Raw genomic sequence first — 25,245 nt, 5'->3', positions numbered from 1 at the left:
AGTCTCACTCGCCTGTGTTCCCGCTCAGCACGTCCTTATACTCCGGATGCTTCTCAAATTGATGAGCTGCATAGGAGCACACAGGAACAATTTTCAAATTTTCATTTCGAGCCTTATCTACAACAGCCCGTACAAGTTCTTCACCGGTACCTTGACCGCGCAGTTCCTCAGAGACACGAGTGTGGTCAATGACCAATTCCCCAGCATCTTTATCCAAACTGTATGTGATCTCGGCAAGGTCCTTACCGTCGTTCGCAACAAAAAAACGTCCTGTTCCAGTTTGAATTTGCATCTTATGGCTTCACTCCTAAAATGTTATTGCCTATATTTTACTACCACGATTTGCAAAAAGCGAGGAATGAAGCAGATTGATTGCTCGCCCTGGACGTTTGATGGCGTTCCATAGATGGATTTATCGGGGAAGTTAGGATTACTGGTGTGAATAATGCGCTCATGTTACTCAAGGCAGTTGCTTTGTAATGTTTGTTCTGCAAGTAGTCTGGCTTTGCGGAATGGGGATAGAATGCAGACGTGATCGAGTGACTTTTGGCGAGCCGAGAAGGTGGAAGGGGTTGGATTTCTGGACAAGCTAGTGTGCTGGATACGCAAGCCGGCCCAGACATTCCTGGCACTCTGACGCAGGAACATCCAGGACAGCCGGACTCATGGGAATCCTTGAGACCTCAGCGTGGCCAAAATTCCTGTTATCATAATCATCCACTGGAGCTTTCGGACTCAGATGACGCTAATTGCAAATTTTTAGCCGTTTGAGTAAAGTTTCGGACTCCATTGCAACTATTCCTTAGGAAAAAGCACAAATTAGGCGATTTCTATGCCAATAGCGCCTATGGAGTCCGATAGAACCCCAAATTGGGGGGAATACTGCTTATAAGGTCCACTGTGCCCGATAGCAACTTCGTGAGGGTATGTGTTCACCGATGGAGCCGAACTGTAATGTCCTGCTGCATATGAGTAGCAATTCCCTTTTAGACTCTCGCAATCTCAAAATCAAAGTGAGATGCAAATAAATTCTGCATTCAAACAGTAGTCAAGCAGCAGTCAATGAATTTTTATACACTCCCGTTTATAAAGTAGCTTGCGTATTCTCAGGATAATACAATAAGATTAAGAGAATATCTCACTACTGAAAAGAACCGCTAGCAGGAGGAATCATTGTGGAATACAAAGTTGAGGTTGAATTTGGATCGATTTATGAGTTGTTGAATAGCTTACATACTTATCTATGCAAAAAATCCTATAAGAAGATTGACCTAGGGGTAGTGTGGGTTACTGAAATTGAAAGCACCCTAAGTGAGGAACTATTATCCCGTCTGAAGGAAACTGAACTAAACAATGAATGGAAAATGTTGAATCTGCTCATTTACTGTTGTCCATTCAAGGATGATGTAGACAGTGTATTGAACTGGATTGAAGGGTTAACAGTTGGCGAGTTATATGAGACCTTATCAAAATATGTAAAGGTATTTCCAAGCCATATGGAGGATTACCGTAATCGCGTAGTATTTTTACTCTCCGAATGGAACCGCCAGTACTTTAGTCAATGCAATCCTGCGATTCTAAGCAAATTACAACAGCATACGGATTTGAAGAACATGGAGCTTAATGCACTGGAAACTGCTGATTTTGTGAACAAAACGACCAACGGATTCTATTTCATGCCTACTGATGGGCTTAAGAAGCTTGTATTAATTCCACAGTATCATTTTCAGCCTGCTAATATCATCTATTGCTATGGTGAATTAACAATCTGTCATTATGCGGCCTGGATTTCGATGGAGAACGAGGAAATTTCACCTTTTATGTATAGAGCCATTCGTAGTCTGGGTGAAAAAAGCCGCCTGAAAATTCTCCAAGCTCTTAGCGGTGGTCGCAAAACATTCACCGAAATTGTTAAGCATGCGGGAATCTCGAAGGGGATTGTTCACGATCATATTTTTAATCTTCGTTGTGCGGGTTTGCTTCATGCCTATATTGAAGGGGAGAATGTCACCGGATATAGTCTGCGTCTGGAAGGCATTCATCGGATGAATGAGCAGCTATTTGAGTATTTAAAATAATCATTTCACAAAAAAAAAACATCTAAAAGTCAGAATTCTCTTATGCAGAGAGGGTTTTGGCTTTTTTTAGTTGTCTTAATTTTCATTTGATTCTGTTTATAGAGAATTTTTTTAAAGTTCTCTCTTTACAGAACTCGAAAACCTTTCTATAATGAACATCAGAAGTTATTCATACTTAACAGGTAGGAATTATAGTTATTATTCTATTAGAGAGAAAAGGGAGATAGGTACATGAGAAAAAATGCGATTGTAATCACTTCATTACTGCTTACGGGTTCACTGTTACTTTCTGCTTGCGCTAACAACAGTAATAACGAATCCTCGTCTGGTAACAACGCGGCTGCAGGGTCCAATTCAACCAATGTGGAAGCAACAACTCCGGCAGAGACTGTTCCTGCGGGTGCGCTAAGCGAGCCTTTTACCGCAACCGATTTGTCCAAACTTCCAGCAGTTGCACAGAAACGTACAGACACCATTATCGTAGGGTTAACGGACCCAAGCGGAGCTTTTACTCCGTATTTTCAGCAAAGTGGTTATGATGGCAATGTATCCTCACTGCTATACGCTTCTCTCGTAACTGTAGACGATAAAGGCGTTCCAACACCGGAGCTTGCAGAGAGCTGGGATGTTTCGGATGATCAGCTTACATACACGTTCCACTTGAGAAAAGATCTGAAATTCAGCGACGGTTCACCATTGACAGCAGATGACGTGGCTTTTACTTGGACGATCCAATACGACAAATCGTATGACGGTAGCTCCCAGCTTCCATCACTAAATGTTAAAGGCGGCAAAGCCTATAAAGATGGTTCTGCTACAGCAATAGAAGGGATAAAAGTGATTGATCCACAGACGGTCTCAGTGACACTTGAGCAACCAAACGCAACAGCGCTGGTACAGCTCGGCTCGAATGTTCTGTCGAAAGCTTACTATGGCAAGGACTATAAATTTGGAGATCTTGAATACATCAAGAAGCTGCATGAGAAGCCACTTGGAGATGGACCTTACAAGCTGGAGAAATTTATTCCGGGGCAAGAAGTGCGTTTTGTAGCGAATGAGAATTATTTCAAAGGTAAACCAAAGACGGAGCATTTCATTTATAAAACTACGGAAGGCGATGTATGGCAGTTCGTAGAAACAGGTGAGGTAGACTACGCTTCTTTTAGTGCGACAGACGAGAATATCGAGAAGCTGAAAGCGCTCGGTTTTGTGAATATTATTCCTTACACTCCAAGTACCTATGGTTATTTGCAAGTCAATCTGAAGCATGAACAGCTCAAGGATAAGCTTGTACGTCAAGCCATTGTGTACGGTCTGGATCGTCAGAGTATTTATGTAGATGCAGCGCAAGGTGCAGGCTCAATTGCCAACATCCCGGCATCCCCTATCTCTTGGTCTTACACGGAGGAAGGCATTAATCCTTACAAATATGATCCGGAAAAAGCAAAACAATTGCTGGATGAAGCAGGCTGGACAGTAGGCGCGGGTGGTATCCGTGAAAAAGATGGCAAACCGCTTACCATTCACTACCTCGGCTCTAAGAGCAAAAATACAGATATTTTCATTGCTGTAGCTAAAGAGAATTTTGAAGCACTGGGTATCGATTTCCAGCCTGAGGTTTTTGCAGACTTTAACTCTTTGGTATCTAAGGTAGAAGGCGGGGACTACGATCTCGTATCCTTCTCCACTAGTATGTTGACTGATCCGGCTGACGGGTTCATGCAATTCTTCGATGGAGAAATCACGGATTATGACAATCCGAAATTCCTGGAACTGTACAATAAAGCCTTGGCTACTACTGATATTGAAGCACGCAAAGCGGTATACAAAGAGCTGTATCAGCTCTTCAATGATGAACTGCCTATTATTTTCACAAGTTACAAAAAGACTGTATACGCCTATAACGGACGTATTGAGAATCTATCGGTCAGCCCGTTCATCGGTCTTGCTGGCAGTCTTCCAACTTGGAGCCTGAAATAAATAAAACAGTGTCCCCTGCTCTGATGAGCAGGGGACAAATCATAAGGAGTCTGTCATGAGCGCTTATTTATCGAAAAGACTGTTGTACATGGTCATTATCTTATTTGCGGCATCATTATTGATCTTCTGCCTGTATGCATCAACCCCCGGCGATTTCATAACTGGAAATATCAAATTGACTGCAGAACGTAAAGCTGAGCTGCGTGAGATCTACGGCTTGAACAAGCCGATGCTTGAGCGGTATGGAATCTGGATGAAGAATGCGCTGCATGGCGATTTCGGGTATTCCTTAGCCCAACAAAAGCCTGTGCTGCAGCTTTTTAATGATTATATTTGGAATTCCTTTCTACTGGCTGCCGTTTCCACGTTTCTGACGTGGGTGATTGCAGTTATTATTGGTGTGATTTCAGCCTATAAGCAATATTCATGGTTCGATACTCTCGTGATGATCGCTATATTCGCAGCAATGTCACTGCCGTCATTTTTTATAGGCTTATTCTTGATCAAAATTCTGGCCGTCGATCTGAAGTGGCTGCCTCCGGGTGGAATAATCACTACGGGCAGTAATGCTACGGGTCTGGCGTATTTTAAGGAGATTGTAACGCATATGACCCTTCCGGTTGTTGTTATGACCCTCCTTGGATTGGGCTCACTCACCCGTTATTTCCGCAGTAATATGATCGATGTCTTAAAACAGGATTATATCCGCACCGCCCGTGCTAAAGGCCTAAGGGAGCGAAAGGTGCTCTTTACACATGCTCTACGAAATGCTTTATTGCCTGCGATTACTCTGGTTGGTTTCGAGCTTCCAGCACTATTTGGCGGATCACTTATTATAGAAAAAATATTCAATTGGCCTGGGATTGGCCAGCTGTATATGCAGTCCTTCGGACTTAGGGATTATCCTTTGCTGATGGGCTTTACGATGTTTATTGCCATACTTACCGTCATAGGAACGTTGCTTTCGGATGTTTTGTACCGGATTGCTGATCCTAGAGTTCGGCTATAGAGAGGAGGAAGCTGACGTGGCAGTTCAAAGTAATGTAGCGGGTATCTCGAAACCACAGACCACCAAAGGAAAATCCTCTTTATTCCGGCAATCCCTTCGGAGGTTGCTGAAGAACAAGCTGGCGGTATCCGGGTTTGTGGTAGTGATCTTTATGTTTGCGCTTTGTTTTCTTGGTCCTCTGTTCTCTCCCTATACGGATAACAAAATTAATATGGCACTGATGAACAAGGCCCCTAATATGAAGCATTGGCTTGGCACTGACGCGCTGGGCAGAGATATTTTGACCCGGGTGATGCAGGCAGGACGCATTTCACTAACCGTAGGACTGGCATCAATGGTTCTTTCGGTGTTCATCGGGGCCCTTTTGGGAGCCATAGCTGGGTATTACCGCGGAATCGCCGATCAAATCATAATGCGGATTGCGGATCTTCTATTGACGGTTCCGAGTTTGCCGCTGCTCTTTATTTTTGGAGCATTATTATCGGAGTGGAAGATTCCAACGGACTACCGGATGTATATCGTTATGCTTATGCTCAGCATTGTGAGCTGGCCAGGTATGGCGCGTATGGTACGGGGGCAAATGCTTAGTCTGCGAGAACGTGAGTTTATGCAAGCAGCTGTAGTATTAGGCCTTCGGGATCGCCGTAAATTATTTAACCATTTGCTGCCGAACATTATCCCGCTGCTGATCGTTATGGCAACGCTCAACATCGGTGGCGCTATTCTGAGTGAATCGGTTCTTAGCTTTTTTGGGCTAGGTGTTATGCCGCCAACGCCAACCTGGGGCAATATGATTGACGCAGCGAATAATATGATCGACTTCAAGGATCGGCCGTGGCTGTGGATTCCGCCTGGGCTATCCATCTTCGCGACAGTAATCGCGATCAATATTTTTGGTGACGGACTCCGGGACGTACTTGATCCTAAACAGAAGAGGTAGGTGACCCTCACATGAGTGATTTAATGAATATAGACGGTCTAAGTACATACTTCTTCACGGAAGAAGGAAAAGTGAAAGCCGTTGATGATGTAAGCTTCCGTGTCCGTGAAGGAGAGACGGTCTGTATCGTCGGAGAATCGGGCTGCGGCAAAAGTGTAACTGCAATGTCCATCATGGGTCTTGTTGAAGAGCCAGGGGGCAAGGTTGCCCATGGCAAAATTGATTTTCAGGGTGAAGATTTGTTGCAAATGGACAAAAACACACTGCGAGCCATCCGTGGCAACGAGATCGCGATGATCTTCCAGGAGCCCATGTCCTCCCTTAATCCTGTAATCAAGATCGGTGAACAAATTATGGAGCCGTTGATCGTGCATTTGAAGATGAATAAGAAGCAGGCGCGTATCCGGGCGATTGAACTAATAAAACAGGTAGGCATATCACGACCTGAGCAAATTGCTGATAGTTATCCACATGAATTAAGTGGAGGGATGCTGCAGCGGATAATGATCGCTATTGCTATCGCATGCAGTCCAAAGCTATTGATTGCAGATGAACCGACAACGGCGCTGGATGTAACGATTCAAGCACAAATTCTGGATATGCTTCGTGAAATTAAAGACAACTCCGGCATGTCTATTCTATTAATCACCCATGATCTGGGTGTAGTCGCGGAGATGGCTGATTACGTGATTGTTATGTACTCCGGAAAGATTGTGGAGGAGGGGGAGGTTGTTGAATTGTTCAACAATCCCAAACACCCTTATACGAAAGGGCTGCTCAAATCGAAGCCAGTTATCAATCAGCGGCAGGATGAGCTGTATTCCATACCAGGTCAAGTGCCAAATCCGCTAGAGCTGGTACCCTCTTGTTATTTTCATGACCGCTGTGAGCATTGCATGCCTGTATGTGTCAGCCAGCAGCCCCAGCTTAAAGAAGTGGCCAGCAGACAAAAGGTAGCTTGCTGGTTGTATGAGGAGGCGGTTGTTCATGCCTGAGGCATTGCTTGAGGTCAATCATCTGAAGAAATATTTCCCTGTTACCAAGGGATTGCTTAACCGCACGGTTGGGCATGTAAAAGCCGTTGATGATATTAGCATCACGCTTCAGCCAGGGGAGACGTTTGGGCTTGTAGGAGAATCCGGGAGCGGGAAGAGTACAGTCGGACGGACGATTTTACGGCTAACGGATAAAACGGCAGGCGAGATCAAATTCAAAGGGATAGACATTCATTCTTTGTCTCCCACTGAATTGCGAAATATCAGACCCCAAATGCAGCTAATCTTTCAAGACCCGTATAGCTCACTTAACCCTCGGGTCCGCATAGGAGATGCTATCGGAGAAGCTTTACTGGATCATGGGTTATGCTCAAAATCAGAGGTTCGTGATCGGGTGCTTGAGGCGCTTGAGGCATGTGGTTTATCCTCTTATCATATTGATCGCTTTCCGCATGAATTCTCAGGAGGACAGCGACAACGGATCGGAATCGCGCGTGCGCTTGTGCTGAATCCTGAGCTAATCATTGCAGACGAGCCAGTCTCGGCCTTGGATGTGTCCATCCAAGCACAGATTATTAATTTATTTAGTAAGCTGCAGCAGAGCCGTGGGCTCACCTATTTGTTTATCTCCCATGATTTGAGTGTGGTTGAGCATTTATGTTCAAGAATCGGTGTTATGTATCTGGGATCTATGATGGAGACGGCTTCTAGAGATGAATTATTTAAGAATCCGCTTCACCCGTATACCAAGGCATTGCTATCAGCTGTTCCAATACCTATTCCCAAGCTGAAAAGGGAAAGAATTGTCCTTAAGGGGGATATTCCAAGTCCGGTGAACCCACCTTCTGGCTGTAAATTCCATACCCGGTGTCCCTATGCTCAAGAGGTTTGCAGATCTGAAATCCCGGAATTCCGGGATGCTGGCAATAACCACTTTGTAGCTTGTCATTTGGTCTGATAGCTGTCAAAGATACAATGATGATTCGCTCCTAAGTCTTGAATAATTAAAGTTGAATTGTATAATAATACAATTTGACCTTATTTTTGCCTGAGCACAAAAAGTCTTAGAGGGTTTCGAAGCCAGGTTAATGGGGTAATAGAGAGTGGTTAGGTTAGACGTACATATCTAATCGGTCTAGTATAAAATCCCTACTTAGGAGGAATCATCGTGAATACAACAGTACGTTTGACAGAAAGATCCGGCTCGACTTCTTCACAGCGCAGAAAAGGCTTTGTACCGGTAGTCGTGTACGGTGCAGGTTCAGATAGCCAGTCCTTTACAGCGGATGCTAAGACAATTACCGGGATTTTGGCTAATAACCCTCGGGCAGTATTAACCTTGGAATTACCAGACTCGGGTAAAAAGAACGTTGTCATCCAAGAAATCCAGCGCCAGCCAGTATCCAAACAACTGCTGCATATTGATTTTCAACAAATTGATATGAAGGCTAAATTGGATACAAAAGTGGCATTCCACTTTACAGGTGATCCAGTAGGTGTGAAGAGTGGCGGCGTGCAGCAAATTGAATTGCATGAGCTGGATATTCGCACACTTCCAGATAAATTAACGGCATCCTTTGAGGTGGATCTCAGTGGACTAGATATTGGTGATCAATTGCTGGTGTCTGATCTTCCGAAGCATGAAGGCTGGGAAGTATTGACGCCTGAGGACACTTTGATTGTCCGGATCGCACCTCCAGCAGCTCAAGAGCCAACCGATGAAGATGCTGCTGAACCAGCTGCAGTCGAAGCTTCTGGTGAAGATAAAGCAGAATAGAATAGTGATTAAATCATAAAGAGCAGATAGAATCCTACCCAAGGAGCTGTCTGCTCTTTTTGTTTTGTCTTCGTGAACACGAATTAATAAAATAAGTGCGGTCTTTCGTATAGTTTCTTAAATGGGATTTATGGTTGTTTCGCCTCATTTAGTTAAAATTTTACAGAAAATCGTTGACGAATAGGCCGCGAAGGCTGAAAATGAGGACAATTACCATGGTAAAGAATTCAAAAGTTCCTGTTGTCGCTGTTTGAAAACGCTTTAGTATTATACTTCAAAGAACTCTCATTGCCCAGTTCATCATGATTATGAGGAGGAAAGTTATGAAGATGAGGAAGCTGTTTTCGATCTTAATGACAAGTCTGTTGGTGCTTGGGGTAGCTCTACCTTTTGGTGGAAAAGCGAGTGCAGATGCCACAAGTGATGCTTCAAATCGTGCTCTAATCTGGTTGAAGGCCCAGCAGGATGCAACAGCGGGGTATGCTTTTGAGGGACTGGTAGATAGCTTTGAAGATTTCTGGGGACCAAACAACCCCAAACAGATTGTATACACGTATGATCAAGCGGTTGCAGCTATCGCCTTTATTGTAAAGGGTGAACGGACGCGGGCAGAGCAGGTTTTGAACAAAATGCGGGACATTCAAGATCCTTCAGGCTTCTGGCTGAATTCTTATTGGTATAACAACGGCTTCGGAGAAGAAATCCGTAAACATGTGGGACCGGTAGTATGGATGGCAATGGCTGCTATGGCCTATGAGAAGGAATATAATGACACGCGATATCGTCCGATGGCGCTCAAAGCGCTCGATTGGAGCTTACAGTATAAAAAGGCAAATGGCAGTATTGCTGGAGGATGGAGTGCTTGGAGTAACTCCGATGAGCCTTGGAGCTCAACCGAGCACAATATCGATATTTACCGAGTGCTGCAGTATTATGCTTCGGTGGATTCCTCAAAGGCTGCCACATACAATAGCGCAGCTTCTGGAGTCAAAACCTTCCTGGATAATTATGTGTGGGATGACAGTGTCAAACGCTTCAAGGGAGGCTGGAAAAACGATACGAATCTGATTGACCCTAAAATTCCATTGGACGTGAATCCATGGGGAGTACTGGCTTTAGGCGTATCCGGAACGCATAACTATGGAGCAAGCTTAGCCTATGTTGAAAATGCCTCCGGCACCCCGGGGACCCTTGCAAATCCGCGTTACAAGCAGACGCTTACTTACAATGATGCTGGGAATACGCTGACCGGCTATGATTTTGACTGGACGGATGAAGTTTTACCCGCATATGACGATAACGGGAATCAAATCGGTAACACGGGTGCTGATGTATGGTTTGAAGGAAGCGCATTCATGTCGCTCGCCTACTTTATGCAAGGCAATGTATCCAAAGCGGATGCCATTAACACTGAAATTATTAAAAAGCAAGGCACAAGCGGCGCTTCACTAGGGGGAATCCCCTATTCGCTGAAAGGGACCAGCAACAGCTATTGGGTGATGGCACAGCAAAACTGCGTGTCCAGCACGGGTTGGTTAATTCTATCACTACACCGGTTTAATCCATTCACAGGTCAATACTTGACAGGTGGTGGTAATACTGGAGACACGACAGCACCTACTGCACCTGCTAATCTGACAGTAACCAGCAAGACGGATACAGCAGTTAACCTGAGTTGGTCTGCTTCAACTGATAATGTTGGTGTAACGGGATATCTTGTTTATCGTGGAACACAGCAGGTAGCCTCTGTGGCAGATACTACAGCTACTGTTACTGGACTAACTCCAAGCACAGCCTATACGTTTACAGTAAAAGCTACGGATGCAGCGGGTAATCTATCATCCGCTAGTAATGCCGCAACAGTTACTACAAATCCCACTGGAGGCAGCGGAGGCGGTGATCATGTGACGGCTGACTTTACAGCAGGGGTAACGAGACTTTCTTCAACAGAAGCGAGCATTTATATTACACCTGTAACCAGTGCTCTTTATGTAGATGTGCATTATAAGGTTAACGGGGGGCCACAGCTTAATTACCGGATGATCAATAGCTCAGGTACATGGAAACAGACTGTGAGTGGGTTAAGTGCTGGCAGCAGCATTGAGTACTGGTTCACTTATGAGAAATCCGGCCCACAATATGATTCAGCTCATTATACCTATGTGCAGTAAGGTTAATGAAAGACTTAAACGATAAGATTTGTAGATAGAGCAAGTAAAATGAAGAAGGCTGTCCCAGATGCCATAGTATTGGCTCGGGAGGGCTTTCTTTTCTTTGTTTTAGGCTATGTTAAATCATATTGTTGATATTTAAGTTTTACGAACGTTTGTTCTGTTATTGAGATGACACTATGGTAAGGAGTTGATTACCCATTGGATTTGAAGGAAATGAAGTAAATTCCAACGGAATCATTCCAAGGTATCGTCGAAATGGACGAGGGGTTTAGTGCAACAAATTTACTTTTACAACGTATATATAGTGCTTCCATATTTAGGGATATTAAGGGGATTAAGAGGTATGTTACTGAAGTATATCTACGAACTAACAAGGTTTTCCATTGGTATTAATTCAAATAATTAGAGGTGATTTCATGAACAAATCTGGATTTATATTTTTTATTGCTGCAATTATATTTTTAATATCAGGATGTCAAAAGGCTGGTTCCAACGATGAATTAGCTAAAGCGCAGGTGCAGGTTAGTGCATTAGGATCTTCATTTAGTATCCCTACACTGGATGGATATGAAGTTAGTTATATACAACATAAATTCCCTTCAAAGGACAAACAAGGCAACTTTATTGGAGATAATCAAGAAGATTTAGTCACATATACGAAAAACAAAGGGAAACTGGAGAAGTTAACAAAGGAACAAAAAGCGTCCAATGAAAGAGAAATCATCTACGGACCTTATCAAGGAGAAACACTCATTGAAATAACCTATAGCAATAATCAAGTTGATTTGAATGATGCTGATATTATTGGTATTAGCGGCGATCAGGTGCAAAAAATAAAAAAAGATGATTATACGTTTTTAGCATTCAATGCTTCAAAAGGTTCAATCACTTTAAAGTTCAACAGTTTGGATGAGGATACAATTCTAAGCATTGCTCAACAAGTAGTAAATGAAAATAAATAGGATGGAGTGCTGCTGTACATGGAATGCTTAGGATGTAGAATCGCTAACGGTATTGAACCTGACTTGAATATTGTTTATGAAAATGAATTTATTACTTGTGTGCTTGATATTGCTCCTTTTAATGAAGGACATACTCTAATCCTCCCCAAAAAGCATTACTGTGATGTCGAAGAGATGGAGTCAGAGACTGCTTATGCTATCATGGATGCTTCGAAAAAACTTTCAATTGCTTTGAAAAGCGTGTTTAAACCTGACGGTATAAGAATTTGTCAAGATGGAGGGAAGTTTAACGACCTTACCCATTACCATATGCATCTCATTCCGAGGTACGAAGGTGATGGATTTATCTGGGGTGAACCATTACACCCACATGGTGCTGAAAAACGATTAAGCCAAACCAAAAAAAAGATTCTGAAGACATTAAGTGAGGAAAAGAGAAGGAGTGGATAAAGACTCCTTCTCTTTTTGTCATAAATTAATATGCCTAGCTTAAATCAAAGAATACAGTGCGGGTAAAAGAGCGAAGATCCTCCTCTAGACGGAGGTACGCTCTTTTTTTATGCCGTAAAATCTTGGAGGGAAACTTTAATGCAATGATTTGTTTCAGTAGGAGATTTAAGGGGGAGTGTTTTATTTACAACGTAACAGTGTTATGTTACGATGTTTTCGAGGAGTGATCGCATATGGAAGATGATTTGATTTCGAAGAAGCAACTGCTGGATTTAACCGGTATTTCATATGGGCAATTGTATCGCTGGAAAAGGAAGCAGTTAATCCCCGAGGAATGGTTTATTCGCAAATCTACCTTTACTGGACAAGAGACTTTTTTTCCTAAAGAGATGATCTTGTCGCGAATTCACAACATTGTGAATATGAAAGATGGGCTTTCTTTGGATGAAATGGCTGATAAGCTATCGGATAAGGCATCCTTTGAGAAGGTGAGTTTAACTGCTAAGGAAATTATAGAACGTAACATTGTTTCGACAACAACACTGAGGAAATTTGGAGAAAGTCTCGGTGATGAAAGTAAATATACTTTTGAGGAGCTCGTTCATTTATTCGCTGTAGACCGCCTGCTTAGTGCTGGGGAAATGAGTATGGAGGAGGCGGAGCTTCTGTTTCGCACTTTGCAGGAGAAAGTTTCAAGGCTCGAGAGTGGAAGCTGGGAGTTGTTTTTTGTCCGGAAAATGGGGGTTTCATCCTTCATTCTGGCACAAGCGCCTGCGGAGTTATGGTTTGATGAAGGGGTTAGATTAGTCAGTAAAATGACATATGCAGATTTGATCGAACAATTGAAAGGTAAGCTTGCCTACAAGCTTGTTGAATAGGAGGAAGAGTAATGGACAAAAATCAGCTGCCTGATTTAATAATAAACGGGGTTAGTGGTGGGGCCGGAGGTACTTACAACAACGTAAACATGGATGGTGTAGGTAAAGTAGTCGGACCGATTGTGGCGCGAATGTTTAAAGGAAATGGGCATATGAATTTGAATGATGATCTCGCAGCAGAAGAAGCAGAATGCAACGGGGTCATCAAAGTGATGGGTAATATGCGTTTTGGTACCCTAAAGGTGGATGGGGTTCTTAATGTAGGTAAGAGTTTTCGAGGTGAAAGCTGTACCCTTAACGGAATGGTGAGTATCAAAGGGGATTGTGAACTTGAGGATTTCGTAGGTGAAGGTAGCTTTAGTGTTGGTGGTTTACTAAGTGCCGGTCATGTGGATTTCAAACTGCAGAGTCAAGGGAAGGCTAATGAAATTGGTGTGGAAAGCCTCGTGATACGGCAAGTGAATAATGGGTTTTGGAGTAAGATGTTTAGCGGAATCATCCCTAAGCTTCGGCCTGAGCTATGTGCTCGAACGATCGAGGGAGATTTTATAGATGTAGAATATACAACTGCGGATATCATCAGAGGAAATATTGTCATTATTGGCCCAGGCTGTACACTCGGACGGGTAGAGTATCGCGAACAAATTACAGTGCATCCAGAGGCTAAGGTTGGAAAGGTGGAGAAGGTCCTGTGAATGATAATCTGAAAATAATTGGAACAACATCTTCAGCCGGTGGTTCTTTCAAAGATGTTAAGATCACTGGAGAATGCAAATTCGCTGGAGATGTGAATTGCGAAAAGATGAATCTGACTGGAAATGCCAATATAGCTGGAAATCTGCATATGAAGCAAATGAAAATCACTGGCGAAATTGCACTCGAGGGTAATCTTGAAGGGGATTCCTTACGTGGACAGGGTGAAATAAAAGCAGCCTCCGTAAAAATCGATGAGCTTCATCTCTACGGAAATTTGGATGTGAAGGGTGATTGTGAAGGGGAAAAATTACAAATTTCTGGTGCCTTAAGCGTAGCTGGATTACTTAGTGCTGAGCATTTGGAGATTAAATTGTTTGGTCCAAGTAGTGCGAAGGAGGTTGGGGGCAGTATCTTAACCATTAAGAAGAGTAAAACGGGGAGACTGCTGCATATGATGAAGCCAACTTTGAAAATACTGTTTGAAGCGGGGCTAATCGAAGGCGATGCTATTGATCTGGTCAATACAAAGGCTAATATGGTAAGGGGAGAACGTGTAATCATTGGTCCGGATTGTGAAATTGAAACGGTGGAATTCCGCGATACACTAGAAGTTCATAAGCACGCAACAGTGAAGCATCAAGTGAAGATATAAAGAGAATTGTATAATCATTTTTTTGAGAAAAAGAGGAGTGGAACATATGAGTGCTGCCAAATCGCCCAATCTGGGTATTGTAATCGCAGGTCTCCTATTAGGAATTCTTATGGCCTCCATGGACAGCACCATCGTTGCAACTGCAATGGGTAATATTGTTGGGGAGCTTGGCGGAATGGACAAATTTGTCTGGGTGACATCAGCCTATCTCGTAGCCGAGATGGCGGGTATGCCCATTTTCGGCAAGCTGTCTGATATGTATGGTCGTAAGAAGTTTTTTATTTTTGGAATTATCGTATTCATGGCGGGTTCGGCTCTCTGTGGAACGGCTGATACAATAACTCAGTTAGCTGCGTACCGGGCCATTCAGGGCATTGGTGGCGGGGCGCTGGTGCCAATCGCTTTTGCCATCATGTTCGATGCTGTTCCGCTGGAGACGCGGGGCAAGCTCGGCGGGGCATTCGGAGCAGTATTTGGATTGTCGAGTATATTTGGTCCATTACTGGGGGCGTATATTACCGATCATATTGCTTGGCAATGGATATTTTACATTAACTTACCCCTTGGACTGTTGGCTTTTGCGATGGTCGTATTCTTTTATAAAGAATCGCATGAGCATTCTAAACAGCCCATTGACTGGTTGGGCGCGGGTACGCTGCTTGGTTCAGTCATTTGCTTAATGTTTGCGCTGGAGCTAGGCGGGAAAGAGTATGCTTGGAATTCTTCCATGATTTTTGGTTTATTTGCAGCCTTTGCCATCCTTGCAGCAGTGTTTCTTGTTGTAGAGACTAGAGCGAAAGAACCGATTATTTCCTTTGCCTTGTTTAAAAAAAGATTATACGCGGTGAGCATTATCTGTGCACTATTTAGCGGTGCAGCCTTTATTGTGGCTTCTGTGTATATTCCGATCTTTATTCAAGGGGTGTTGGGCGGATCAGCTACAAATTCAGGACTTGTATTGCTGCCAATGATGGTTGGCTCAGTGGTTACAGCTACGATGGGCGGATTTCTGATGTCAAAAACCAGTTACCGCAGCCTGCTGATTCCTACATTCGCACTTTTGGTGATCGGTACTGGACTTGTAGCGACACTCACGCCGGATGCTTCACGACTGCTTGTTACTTTATATATGATTTTAATTGGGCTAGGGATTGGTGCTTCATTCTCAGTGCTAAGTACGGCATCTATTCATGGATTGACGGCACAGCAACGTGGATCTGCCAGCGCAACGCTGAATTTCATTCGTTCACTGGGCATGACCATAGGCATTACCACCTTCGGTATCATTCAAAGTCACTATTTCTCAGGCAGTCTTACCAAGCTACTCTCGGCTAATGGTGGAGGAGCGGCTCCGGCGGGAGTTATGGATTTTAAAGATCCGCATGCTTTGCTCTCACCTGAGACTAGGGCGCTCATTCCACCTGAAATTCTGGGTAAGATTACAGCTGGGTTGTCCTCATCCATTGTAAACACCTTTGCTTGGGCGGTGATTCCCGCTGCTTTAGCGTTACTGGCTTCGTTCTATATGGGACGTCAGAAGATGGATGCCTCTGCGGAGGGGGATGTTCAGGCGTCTGGGCATTAGCATGTAGTCTAGATAATATTCGTTTGGTTATGTTTCAGTGAAAATAGACATATAAAAAAACGACCACCACTTCGGGTACTTTCTAAGTGGTGGTCGTTTTTTGTCTAAAGTCATATATGCCCTCCATTACTAGTCCCGCAAACAGGTAGAAAATGGTCGATTGTACTGCGAATTTGGTTCACAAGTATCTGACGGTTTCCCTGATAAGGCGTTCTGCTCTCTATCTCGCCAGAAGCTCAGATTCTGATACTCTGAAAACGTAATCAAAATCTGGGTATAGGAGATTCCGATATGGGGGTACCTGCTGGCGAACTGCTTCCCAGCGTCGATCCGGTTCATCGATCCCGCTGGAAGATGAAGAACAAACATAAGTTGTTCTTCATGGCTTTTCCATTTCTTGTTGTCACCTTTATTTTCTATTATCTGCCGATCAGCGGATGGATTTATGCCTTTTATGATTTCATTCCTGGAATACCGTTGTCAGACACGCCTTACGTTGGTTTGAAATGGTTCAAGACGATTGTATCTAATCCGACGCAGACCGCAGAGGTTCTGCGGGTGCTGAAGAACACGCTTGCCATGAGTTCACTCGGATTAATTACATCCATCTTTCCAGTGATCTTTGCCATTATGTTGACTGAGATTAAGTCAGGCTGGTATCGCAAGTTGGTGCAGACACTAACCACGATTCCAAACTTTATCAGCTGGATTCTGGTATATGCATTGGCATTCTCGTTGTTCTCTGTAGATAACGGTGTCATCACTCACATTTTAGTGCAGTTTGGAGTGGTAGATGAAGGGTATAACTTCTTAGCCTCCAGCTCAAATATTTGGGTCACGATGATCGTTTGGTACTGGTGGAAATCGTTAGGCTGGGGTGCCATTCTCTACCTTGCTGCAATCGCAGGCATTGATCAGGAATTGTACGAAGCTGTTGAGGTGGATGGTGCAAGTCGGTTCCGCAAAATTTGGCATATCACCATTCCAGGTCTGATTCCAACCTTTTTTGTACTGCTTCTGCTCTCCATAGGTAATCTAGTCAATAACGGGATGGAGCAGTACTTTGCCTTTCAAAATGCGATGAATAAGGATTCTATTGAGGTGCTGGATCTTTATGTATACAACATCGCCTTCGCGAACAACTTTCCTTTTGCCACGGCCGTCAGCATGTTGAAATCGGTTGTCAGTGTAATTCTACTATTCGCAGCGAACACGTTGTCTAAGATGGTGCGTGACGAATCTATCATTTAAGTCAGGGGTGATCCCATTTGAGAAAGAAAAAACTAACGGCTGGAGAACTTATCTTCCAGATTATGATCTATACACTCTTTGGATTGTTCACCCTGTCATGCATTTACCCATTCTATTATTTGTTCATCAATACGATCAGCTCGAATGATCTTAGTGCAGCGGGGGATATCAAATTTTATCCAAGACAGATCCATTTTGATAACTATAGTAAGGTGCTAAGAATCAGCGGTTTAGGACATGCGGCAACAGTCTCCGTGTATAGAACGGTTGTCGGGACGTTGCTTACTGTGGGGTCTTCAGCTTTTTTAGGATATTTGTTCACCAAAAAGGAAATGTGGGGCCGGAGTATTTGGTACCGGAGTGTCGTGGTTACGATGTATTTTAGCGCAGGTCTGATCCCTTGGTATATTACAATGCACAATTTGCATCTGACCAATAATTATCTGGCTTATATTTTGCCTACGATTATTACGCCATTCAACATCATTTTGGTCAAAACCTTCGTTGAGGCCATTCCTCCATCCCTTGAGGAGTCAGCGTCTATGGATGGCGCTGGTTACATGCGGGTGTTCTGGAGCATTATTGTACCGCTTACTACGCCAATTTTGGCTACGATTACGATTTTTTCCGCAGTGAATCAGTGGAACTCATTTATTGATACGGCGTTTCTGATGACAGATACGAAGTACTTTACGCTCCAATTCTTGTTATGGCGTTATTTGAACGAGTCCAGCTCGCTCGCAGCTTTAATTCGTAATTCACCAGATATGGCCGCTAGTGTAGCGAATATGCAGACTCCAACCTCTGTACGGATGACCGTAACGATGATCGTCGTATTGCCGATTCTAATCGTGTACCCATTCTTCCAGCGCTTTTTCGTCAAAGGGATTATGATCGGTGCGGTTAAGGGCTAATGAGCTACCGGATCGGTAACGAAATGGGGTTTTCCTCTGCTAGGAGCAGAGTTGAACTATAAGTGAAGATACGAAAGGGAGGGTATAAAGCAATGAGACTAAGAAGAGCATCGCTTGTCATGCTATCCGTAATCCTGGTCTTTGTTCTGGCAGCATGTGGCGGGGGGAATAATACGGCTAACTCGGGTAAAAACATGAGCACAGAGAAGCCTACTTCCGCTGCAACGAATGCGCCGGCGGAAGAAACAGCAGCACCGGATGACGGAGCACTTGATCATTCCAAGCCGCTTAAGCTGACCGTATTCTCTACAACAGCTAACTATGCGGGTCCACAAACCGGATGGTTTGCCAAAATCATCAAAGATAAGTTCAATATTGAGATGGATATTGTAGCTTCAAACCTTACAGGTGGAGATACCAAAATCTCTGCAATGATGGCTTCCGGAGATCTTGGGGATATCATTATTTTCGGTGATGACAAAAACCATTATCCAAATGCGATCAAAGGAAAGCTTCTCTTAGACTGGACACAAGACGGACTTCTGGACAAATACGGAAAAGACATTGGGAGTACATTTCCAAAAGCTATTGAGAAAGCAAAGGTTGCTTTTGGTGGTGGATCATCCGTTTTTGGCATCGGAAACAGCGTAGCTTCTAATCCATCTGGACCTTCTGAAGGGAAAGATATGACTTGGGGGCCAGACCTGCGATGGGATCTTTACCAACAAATCGGAGCACCTGAAATTTCAAAGATTGAAGATTATTTGCCCGTGCTGAAAAAAATGCAAGAGCTTGAACCAAAAAATGAGCAAGGAAAGAAAACCTATGCTTTCTCGATGTGGTCTGACTGGGACGGCAACTATAAAATGACATTGGCTAAACAGTTCGCCAACATGATGGGCTATGACGAAATTCCTGATACCGCTGTATATGTTAAAGCAGACGAAGAGAAATATTATGACTTCTTATCCGAAGACAGCTGGTATATGAAGTCGCTCAAACTGTATTTTGAAGCTAACCAAATGGGTCTGGTGGATCCAGATTCTATGACACAAAAATTCGACGATGTTGTAGCGAAATACAAGGATGGTCGTCTGTTGTTCTCTTGGTTCCCGTGGCTAGGGGCAGCAAACTACAATACACCGGAAAGAACAGCAGAAGGTAAAGGTTTTGCATTAGTTCCGTTCAAGGATGAGCTGATGTATTCCACTGGCTTCAATGTATACGGTGGTAACGGTATTATAGCAATCGGTGCAAAAGCTAAAGAACCTGCTAGAATTATGGAATTTATTAACTGGATGTATACTCCGGAAGGTGCAATGATCTCTGCAGGAAGCGGAACAGCGGTGCCTAACGGACCTAAAGGTCTAACCTGGGATATGGATGCAAGCGGTAAACCTGTCGTGACTGACTTTGGTTGGAAGGCTTATGCCGATCAACAGAATACACAAGTGCCTGCAGAATATGGTGGTGGTGACTACTATTACGGCTCTAATCAAATGAACTTCTCTTTTGTAGTTCCGGCGATGGTGAATCCAGACAACAAAGAGCCATACGATCACAATCTATGGACGACAACCCTAGAGCGTAATCCGTCTAAGCTTGATAGTGACTGGAGGGCGAAGATGGGCGTTCTGACGCCTAAGGAGTATTTTGAGAAAAATAATCTATTGGCCGTAGCACCACAAGGCTTCACTGGAAAAGAACCATTGATGATGGACAAAACACTGGAGCAAAAGAACAAACAAATTGGTACGGTCATTCAACAAATTTCTTGGAAAATGGTTTTTGCTAAAGATCAAGCTGAATATGACAAATTGAATAAAGAAATGCATGATAAGGTGAATGGTCTCGGCTATGCCGAAGTTATGGATTTCTCGATTAAAAAGGCAGAGGAATTGTTCGAGGCTCGTAAAAGCGTAAAATAAGGTGTGATTAGAAAAATACAAATAGGGCGGGGCGGCGTGGAGGCTGTTCTGCCCTATTCTATTCAATTAAGGATAAATGTGGTATTCTCACATTGATATATATAGAACGCTTACAGGAAGAAGGAAGAGGATCATTCGGATGGTAAGAGTACTTAAGCGTAATCATACCCCAGTTGTCAAATCCTTACGGAATACCTTATTCATCTATCTAGTTATCGGAACACTTCTTCCGCTTCTCTTAGTAGGATTCGTAACCTACACCTCTATTTACTCTATTCTTTCAGGGAAAATTGGCAATGGTATAAGTGCAAGCTTGAAACAGGAAGCCTCTAGCTTGGAGAATGCCATCGACAATATGGATTTTGCCTCTAAACAGTTTGCGCTGGATGGTCAGATTGTGGAAGAAATGTCCTCATTTATTCAGGAAAAGCAAATTTATCGCAAATCGCAAATGATGAACTCCATCAACCAGAAGATCAACCTCGTTAATTTTACGAATCCCTACATTGGACTTACAGCCTACATTATGCCAAGCAGTGATGATCCGGTTCTGTTTACGAATATGAGTGCGCGCAGAAATTTCGATATCAGTACGTTACCTTCTTTTATGCGATATAACGGAGCTGATTATTATGGACCGCATTCTACGATGTATGCCGTCGGCGATAATCTCGTGTTCTCAGAACAGCGCATTGTACGCGTACCAGGTGAACATAAGCTATATATTTATTTAGAGACGAATTACAGCCTGCTTCGCAAAATATTTAATCAGGAATCTTACGGAATGCAAGTAAACCATCTACTTGTGAATCAAGAGGGCACTAGCACTTATGTCATTGATGGTAAATTACCTCAAGGAATTATCAAAGCTGCTGGAAGCAACTCTAATCTATCACATGAAACACTTACCGGATATCATCTGTTTCGATACGCTAGTCCACAGGGATGGAAGCTTATTGCAGTAGTTAAAAAGTCCGAATTCAACAGTGAAATTTATTCTTGGTTCTATAAAATGATCCTGCTCGCGTTCTCGACACTACTCTTTGCCGGAGTTCTGGCTTGGATGATTTGGAAAAAGATTTATGGTCCTTTGCGCAAGGTTAACCTTGAAATTAATCGAATGGCGGAAAATGTTACCTCTCCGGTTGCCTACACGAATGTGGAAGAGTTTGATTTTGTGCTTAGTAACTTCCAGCAGATGAAGAAACAGGTGAATGAGCTGATTGTTGCGGTAGCCCATAATGAGAAGCAGAAAAGCCAATTCGAGATTGAAAAGCTACTTAGCCAGATTAACCCTCACTTTTTGCATAATACATTGAATACGGTGCAGTGGATGGCAAGGCTTAACGGTCAGAAGGAGATCGACAAGCTGGTTACTCTTCTTGTAAAGGTGCTGCATTATAATCTGGGCAAACAAAGCATCATTGTTACCCTTGGAGAGGAAATTGAAGCGATCCGAAATTATATGGAACTGCAGCGCATCCGTTATGACTATGAATTCGAATTTAACGTGGAGGCTGATGAGGATGTATTGTCTGTGGCTGTCCCCAGATTCTTACTTCAACCTCTTGTTGAGAACTCGATTTATCATGGACTAAGCGATAATGGCAGGGTGGACGTCTTGATTACAGAGCATGGTGAAGGAGAAGTTCAGCTGTGTGTAAGAGACAATGGGGCTGGAATGGATGTGGATACGTTAGATCAACTGCTGTCAGAGGATGGCGCCAAGAAACGGGGGCTCGGAATCGGATTCTCGTACGTGAACCGGATGCTCAGAACCTACTATGGAGAACAAATGAAGCTAGAGATGTACAGCAAGCTAGGGGAAGGTACGGTTGTATCTATCGTGATTCCGAGGAAAGGTAAGGAGGACTTCGATGATTAAGGCTGTAGTGGTTGATGACGAGAGACTTGTGCGGAAAGGCTTCATATCTCTAATTGATTGGTCATCCTTAGGGGTTGTGATTGTCGGCGAGGCGGGAGATGGCAAATCGGCCTTGGAGCTACTTCAACAACAGGATGTGGATCTGTTATTTGTAGATTTGACCATGCCCGGCATTTCTGGGTTCGAGCTAATTAAACTAGTAAGGCAGCGTTTCGCAGGTATTCGCTGTGTTGTGCTTACTTGCCATCATGAGTTTGACTATGTGCAGGAGGCCATGCGTTTAGGAGCCGTTGATTATATTGTCAAAACTCTATTGGAGATGGAAAATGCGGACGAGACTATACGTCGCCTGGTCGATCGCATCAAATGGGAGGACAATACAAGGGATGCACTGGTTCATGGTGAAGGTAAAAGGATAGCTGCAGACAAGGCACTGCTCTATTTACCATTAAGCAGCCACTGTAATGAAGAAGAGTTATTTCACCTATCCTTCGTGAAGAATAATCCGCTGATTACCTTTCATGAGATGTGGATGTCGCCCTTGCTTCACCGGTTCTCGGAAGAAGAGGGGAAGCGTGAGATTAAGAACCAGCTTTCTGGGAGATGGCAGACCGCGCTCATCAGTGGGTTAAGAGATCAGTCACTACAGGAATTGGAGGAGCAGCTAACCACGAAGCTTCGGCATATGCTATTTTATCATTCTAGTGCTGAAGAACTGACCTGTCTGAATTATGAGGAACTAAAGAAGGAAATAGCGGTTCCCCATTTAAAACCGGATGAAGCTGATCTATTCGTGCAAGCTCAAAATCTCAAGTGGACGATTGATGGAAACGAATGGGAGAATTTTGTAACGAACATACTCTTGCAGAAGCCAAGGCAGGATAGATTTCTAACGTTCGCCCATTCCCTTTTGCAAAGCTGGAGTTCTTTACTTTTGAAGTCAGAGGATGCTGTTCAACTGGAACGGGATATTTCGTTTAATTTGAACTGGTGCCATTGGAAGACTTGGCTGCGCCGATTTTCTGATCATGTGGGAAGGAGAATGCTCGAGCTAGGATTGACTAAAGAGGTGATGTCTTGCCTTATTCGCGCAGTTCGTTACATGCAGAGCCATGCAGGTGACAAAATCAATCAGAGCGACGTAGCGGCGGAAATTAATATGAGCCGTGGTTATTTCAGTCAATGTTTCGCTCGTTTTGCCGGGGAGACATTCGGTGAATGTTTACGGGGAATGCGGCTTGAGTTGGCTAAATCATTATTGCGGGAGACTTCATTACCCGTCTGTGAGATTGCTTCAAGGTCTGGCTTTGAAGATGACCGTTACTTCAGTAGACTGTTCAAAGAACGTATTGGTCAACTCCCGAGTGAATATCGTGCGGAGGGGAAGGACCAATGATGAGATTGTGTAGATCTATCCTCTTACTTGTAATGATGATCGGACTTACATCATGCCGTGACCAGAACAAAACAGTAGATTCTACTCGAAGTCCTCAGGGTGAGGTCGAAGATGCTTCTATAGCGTATAGCAAATACGAAGATCCGATCGTGATTCGTGTAGGATTTAAGGTTCCCGATTCCAGGCTAAATACAGGTGACAGCAACGACAACAATCCTATCACCCGTTATTTGGAGAGCATTACGAATATCAAGGTAGTTCACTCTTGGGAAGCGAAGGGTGAAGATGCTTTTAATCAAAAAGCACAGCTTGCGATCGATAGCAATGATTTGCCGGATGCGATGGTTGTTGATCGAGATCAATTGAAGAAACTCATTGATAATGACATGATAGAGGATCTTACAGAGACCTACAATGTATATGGCTCTGATTTAATTAAGGATATGTACAATTCTACTCAGGGTGAGGCATTATCCGATGCTTCTCGATACGGCAAATTATACGGATTGCCTAATGTAGCCATTGATGCGGATTCGCCTGTTCTGCTCTGGGTGCGTCAGGATTGGCTGGATAAACTGGAGCTGCAGGCACCGCAAACCTTCGAAGATATTGAGAACATAGCGAAGGCTTTTATTGAGAAGGACCCCGATGGCAATGGCAAAAGAGATACGGTCGGACTTAGCGGCTACAAGAATATCATCTATGGGACAAAGCCATTAGTAAATGGTCTGGATGCTGTGTTTAGTGCATTGCATGCTTTTCCCACCAATTGGATCAAGGATAACGCTGGGAATATTGTATATGGATCCATTACACCTGAGACCAAACAAGCGCTTGCCAAACTGGCTGATTGGTATAAAAGAGGGCTCTTGGACCCTAATTTTGCACTTTATAAAGAAACGCAAGAGCCTATTATTACAGGGAAATCAGGCATGTTCTTTGGCCCGTGGTGGATGCCATATTATCCTTTGTCAGAGGCGGTTGCTCTCGATACGAAGGCAGAATGGAGAGCGTATGCTGCTCCACTTGATGAGTCTGGTAAGTTTGTTGCTCATTTGGCTCCGGTAACAGACCGTTACCTTGTTGTGCGTAAAGGTTTCGAGCATCCAGAGGCGATTATGAAGCAGTTGAACGTGTTTACAAGACTTGAGAGAAGACAAGACCCTAATTCGGAGGAAGTTAAGAAGCTGGATGATTTCTCTGCGCAAACAGGAATTCAGCTGCGTGCTTATTATCCGTTTGACCTTTTAATTGATTATTCGGATGCGATAGAGAAACATTATGCAGATATCCAGCAAGCTTTGCATGGCAAAATAGACCCAGATACATTAAATCCAGATACCCGTCTCATTTATGATCAATGGGTGGAGGACACTGAACAACCAAAGAAAGATCTGGAAGGCTGGAAAGCAGCGAATGCATATAAATATGGAGTTGCCGTCTTAACCTCAACTGCTATTGAGGGAGTGCGGGGAGTATTTTACGGAAACACCCAACTAATGAAGAGTAAGTGGACGGAGCTGCAAAATCTGGAGAGCGAGACATTTTTGAATATTATTGTGGGCGATTCACCGCTTAGTGACTTTGATGTTTTTGTAGCGAAATGGAAGAGCCTTGGTGGGGATGAGATTACGAAAGAAGTTGCTGAAACTGTAAAGGTGAAGTGAGCACGGGATGATATAGATTTTTTCGCTA

At 43.6% G+C, this 25,245-nt stretch carries 21 protein-coding genes; 20 read left to right on the top strand and 1 reads right to left on the bottom strand.

The features are described from left to right. Window positions 1-4 precede the first annotated feature (4 nt). Entirely contained in the window at window positions 5-292 is a 288-nt protein-coding gene (locus MKX41_RS14790; protein ID WP_340971471.1) for a GNAT family N-acetyltransferase, read from the bottom strand. An 883-nt stretch (window positions 293-1,175) separates the two neighbouring features. Between MKX41_RS14790 and MKX41_RS14785 the strand changes: the two genes are divergently transcribed. From MKX41_RS14785 to MKX41_RS14690, 20 genes are all read left to right on the top strand, one after another. Then, the gene (locus tag MKX41_RS14785; protein ID WP_340971469.1) at window positions 1,176-2,078 is read left to right on the top strand and encodes an ArsR/SmtB family transcription factor; all 903 of its coding nucleotides are present in this window, start codon (window positions 1,176-1,178) and stop codon (window positions 2,076-2,078) included. Window positions 2,079-2,309: 231 nt separating this feature from the next. Then, a complete protein-coding gene (locus tag MKX41_RS14780) occupies window positions 2,310-4,058 on the top strand; it encodes an ABC transporter substrate-binding protein (protein ID WP_339266101.1) in 1,749 nt (582 codons plus the stop codon). Between the two features lie 55 nt (window positions 4,059-4,113). Further along, entirely contained in the window at window positions 4,114-5,067 is a 954-nt protein-coding gene (locus MKX41_RS14775; protein WP_042190021.1) for an ABC transporter permease, read from the top strand. A 16-nt stretch (window positions 5,068-5,083) separates the two neighbouring features. Next, a complete protein-coding gene (opp4C, locus tag MKX41_RS14770; RefSeq protein WP_339242614.1) occupies window positions 5,084-6,007 on the top strand; it encodes an oligopeptide ABC transporter permease in 924 nt (307 codons plus the stop codon). 11 nt (window positions 6,008-6,018) lie between these two features. Further along, window positions 6,019-7,002, top strand: a complete 984-nt coding sequence (locus MKX41_RS14765) for an ABC transporter ATP-binding protein (RefSeq protein ID WP_076284612.1) — start codon at window positions 6,019-6,021, stop codon at window positions 7,000-7,002. Further along, entirely contained in the window at window positions 6,995-7,960 is a 966-nt protein-coding gene (locus MKX41_RS14760; RefSeq protein ID WP_340971467.1) for an ABC transporter ATP-binding protein, read from the top strand. The genes MKX41_RS14765 and MKX41_RS14760 overlap by 8 nt, the downstream gene beginning before the upstream one ends. 210 nt (window positions 7,961-8,170) lie before the next feature. After that, window positions 8,171-8,779 carry a 50S ribosomal protein L25 gene (locus tag MKX41_RS14755; RefSeq protein ID WP_052404365.1) on the top strand — a complete coding sequence of 203 codons (609 nt, stop codon included), beginning with the start codon at window positions 8,171-8,173 and terminating at the stop codon, window positions 8,777-8,779. 323 nt (window positions 8,780-9,102) lie between these two features. Then, window positions 9,103-10,950, top strand: coding sequence for a fibronectin type III domain-containing protein (locus tag MKX41_RS14750; protein WP_340971463.1), 1,848 nt, complete (start codon window positions 9,103-9,105; stop codon window positions 10,948-10,950). A gap of 419 nt (window positions 10,951-11,369) precedes the next feature. Then, window positions 11,370-11,915, top strand: a complete 546-nt coding sequence (locus MKX41_RS14745; RefSeq protein WP_340971461.1) for a hypothetical protein — start codon at window positions 11,370-11,372, stop codon at window positions 11,913-11,915. Window positions 11,916-11,933: 18 nt separating this feature from the next. Further along, window positions 11,934-12,365 carry an HIT family protein gene (locus MKX41_RS14740; RefSeq protein ID WP_340971458.1) on the top strand — a complete coding sequence of 144 codons (432 nt, stop codon included), beginning with the start codon at window positions 11,934-11,936 and terminating at the stop codon, window positions 12,363-12,365. A 233-nt stretch (window positions 12,366-12,598) separates the two neighbouring features. Then, window positions 12,599-13,243 (top strand): YhbD family protein, encoded by a 645-nt coding sequence (locus tag MKX41_RS14735; RefSeq protein ID WP_076284615.1) that lies wholly within the window; start codon window positions 12,599-12,601, stop codon window positions 13,241-13,243. An 11-nt stretch (window positions 13,244-13,254) separates the two neighbouring features. Beyond that, on the top strand, window positions 13,255-13,938 hold the full coding sequence (locus MKX41_RS14730) for a hypothetical protein (RefSeq protein ID WP_340971455.1): 684 nt from the start codon (window positions 13,255-13,257) through the stop codon (window positions 13,936-13,938). Then, entirely contained in the window at window positions 13,935-14,591 is a 657-nt protein-coding gene (locus MKX41_RS14725; RefSeq protein ID WP_340971453.1) for a hypothetical protein, read from the top strand. The genes MKX41_RS14730 and MKX41_RS14725 overlap by 4 nt, the downstream gene beginning before the upstream one ends. Before the next feature lie 46 nt (window positions 14,592-14,637). Then, window positions 14,638-16,176, top strand: coding sequence for an MDR family MFS transporter (locus MKX41_RS14720; RefSeq protein WP_340971450.1), 1,539 nt, complete (start codon window positions 14,638-14,640; stop codon window positions 16,174-16,176). 291 nt (window positions 16,177-16,467) lie between these two features. After that, the gene (locus tag MKX41_RS14715; RefSeq protein ID WP_340971448.1) at window positions 16,468-17,427 is read left to right on the top strand and encodes an ABC transporter permease; all 960 of its coding nucleotides are present in this window, start codon (window positions 16,468-16,470) and stop codon (window positions 17,425-17,427) included. A gap of 17 nt (window positions 17,428-17,444) precedes the next feature. After that, window positions 17,445-18,341 (top strand): carbohydrate ABC transporter permease, encoded by an 897-nt coding sequence (locus MKX41_RS14710; protein ID WP_042190000.1) that lies wholly within the window; start codon window positions 17,445-17,447, stop codon window positions 18,339-18,341. A gap of 92 nt (window positions 18,342-18,433) precedes the next feature. Beyond that, entirely contained in the window at window positions 18,434-20,269 is a 1,836-nt protein-coding gene (locus MKX41_RS14705) for an ABC transporter substrate-binding protein (protein WP_340971445.1), read from the top strand. Window positions 20,270-20,408: 139 nt separating this feature from the next. After that, window positions 20,409-22,154 carry a sensor histidine kinase gene (locus MKX41_RS14700; RefSeq protein WP_340971443.1) on the top strand — a complete coding sequence of 582 codons (1,746 nt, stop codon included), beginning with the start codon at window positions 20,409-20,411 and terminating at the stop codon, window positions 22,152-22,154. Next, window positions 22,147-23,550: a response regulator transcription factor gene (locus tag MKX41_RS14695; RefSeq protein WP_340971438.1), complete on the top strand. Its 1,404-nt coding sequence runs from the start codon at window positions 22,147-22,149 to the stop codon at window positions 23,548-23,550. The genes MKX41_RS14700 and MKX41_RS14695 overlap by 8 nt, the downstream gene beginning before the upstream one ends. Continuing rightward, the gene (locus MKX41_RS14690; protein WP_340971436.1) at window positions 23,547-25,217 is read left to right on the top strand and encodes an extracellular solute-binding protein; all 1,671 of its coding nucleotides are present in this window, start codon (window positions 23,547-23,549) and stop codon (window positions 25,215-25,217) included. Before MKX41_RS14695 ends, MKX41_RS14690 begins: the two co-directional genes overlap by 4 nt. Window positions 25,218-25,245 lie beyond the last annotated feature (28 nt).

Source organism: Paenibacillus sp. FSL R5-0475 (genome assembly GCF_038004585.1).
Lineage (GTDB): Bacteria > Bacillota > Bacilli > Paenibacillales > Paenibacillaceae > Paenibacillus_AQ.
Note: the sequence above shows the minus strand (reverse complement) of the source record. Positions and strands in the feature narration are given on the sequence as shown.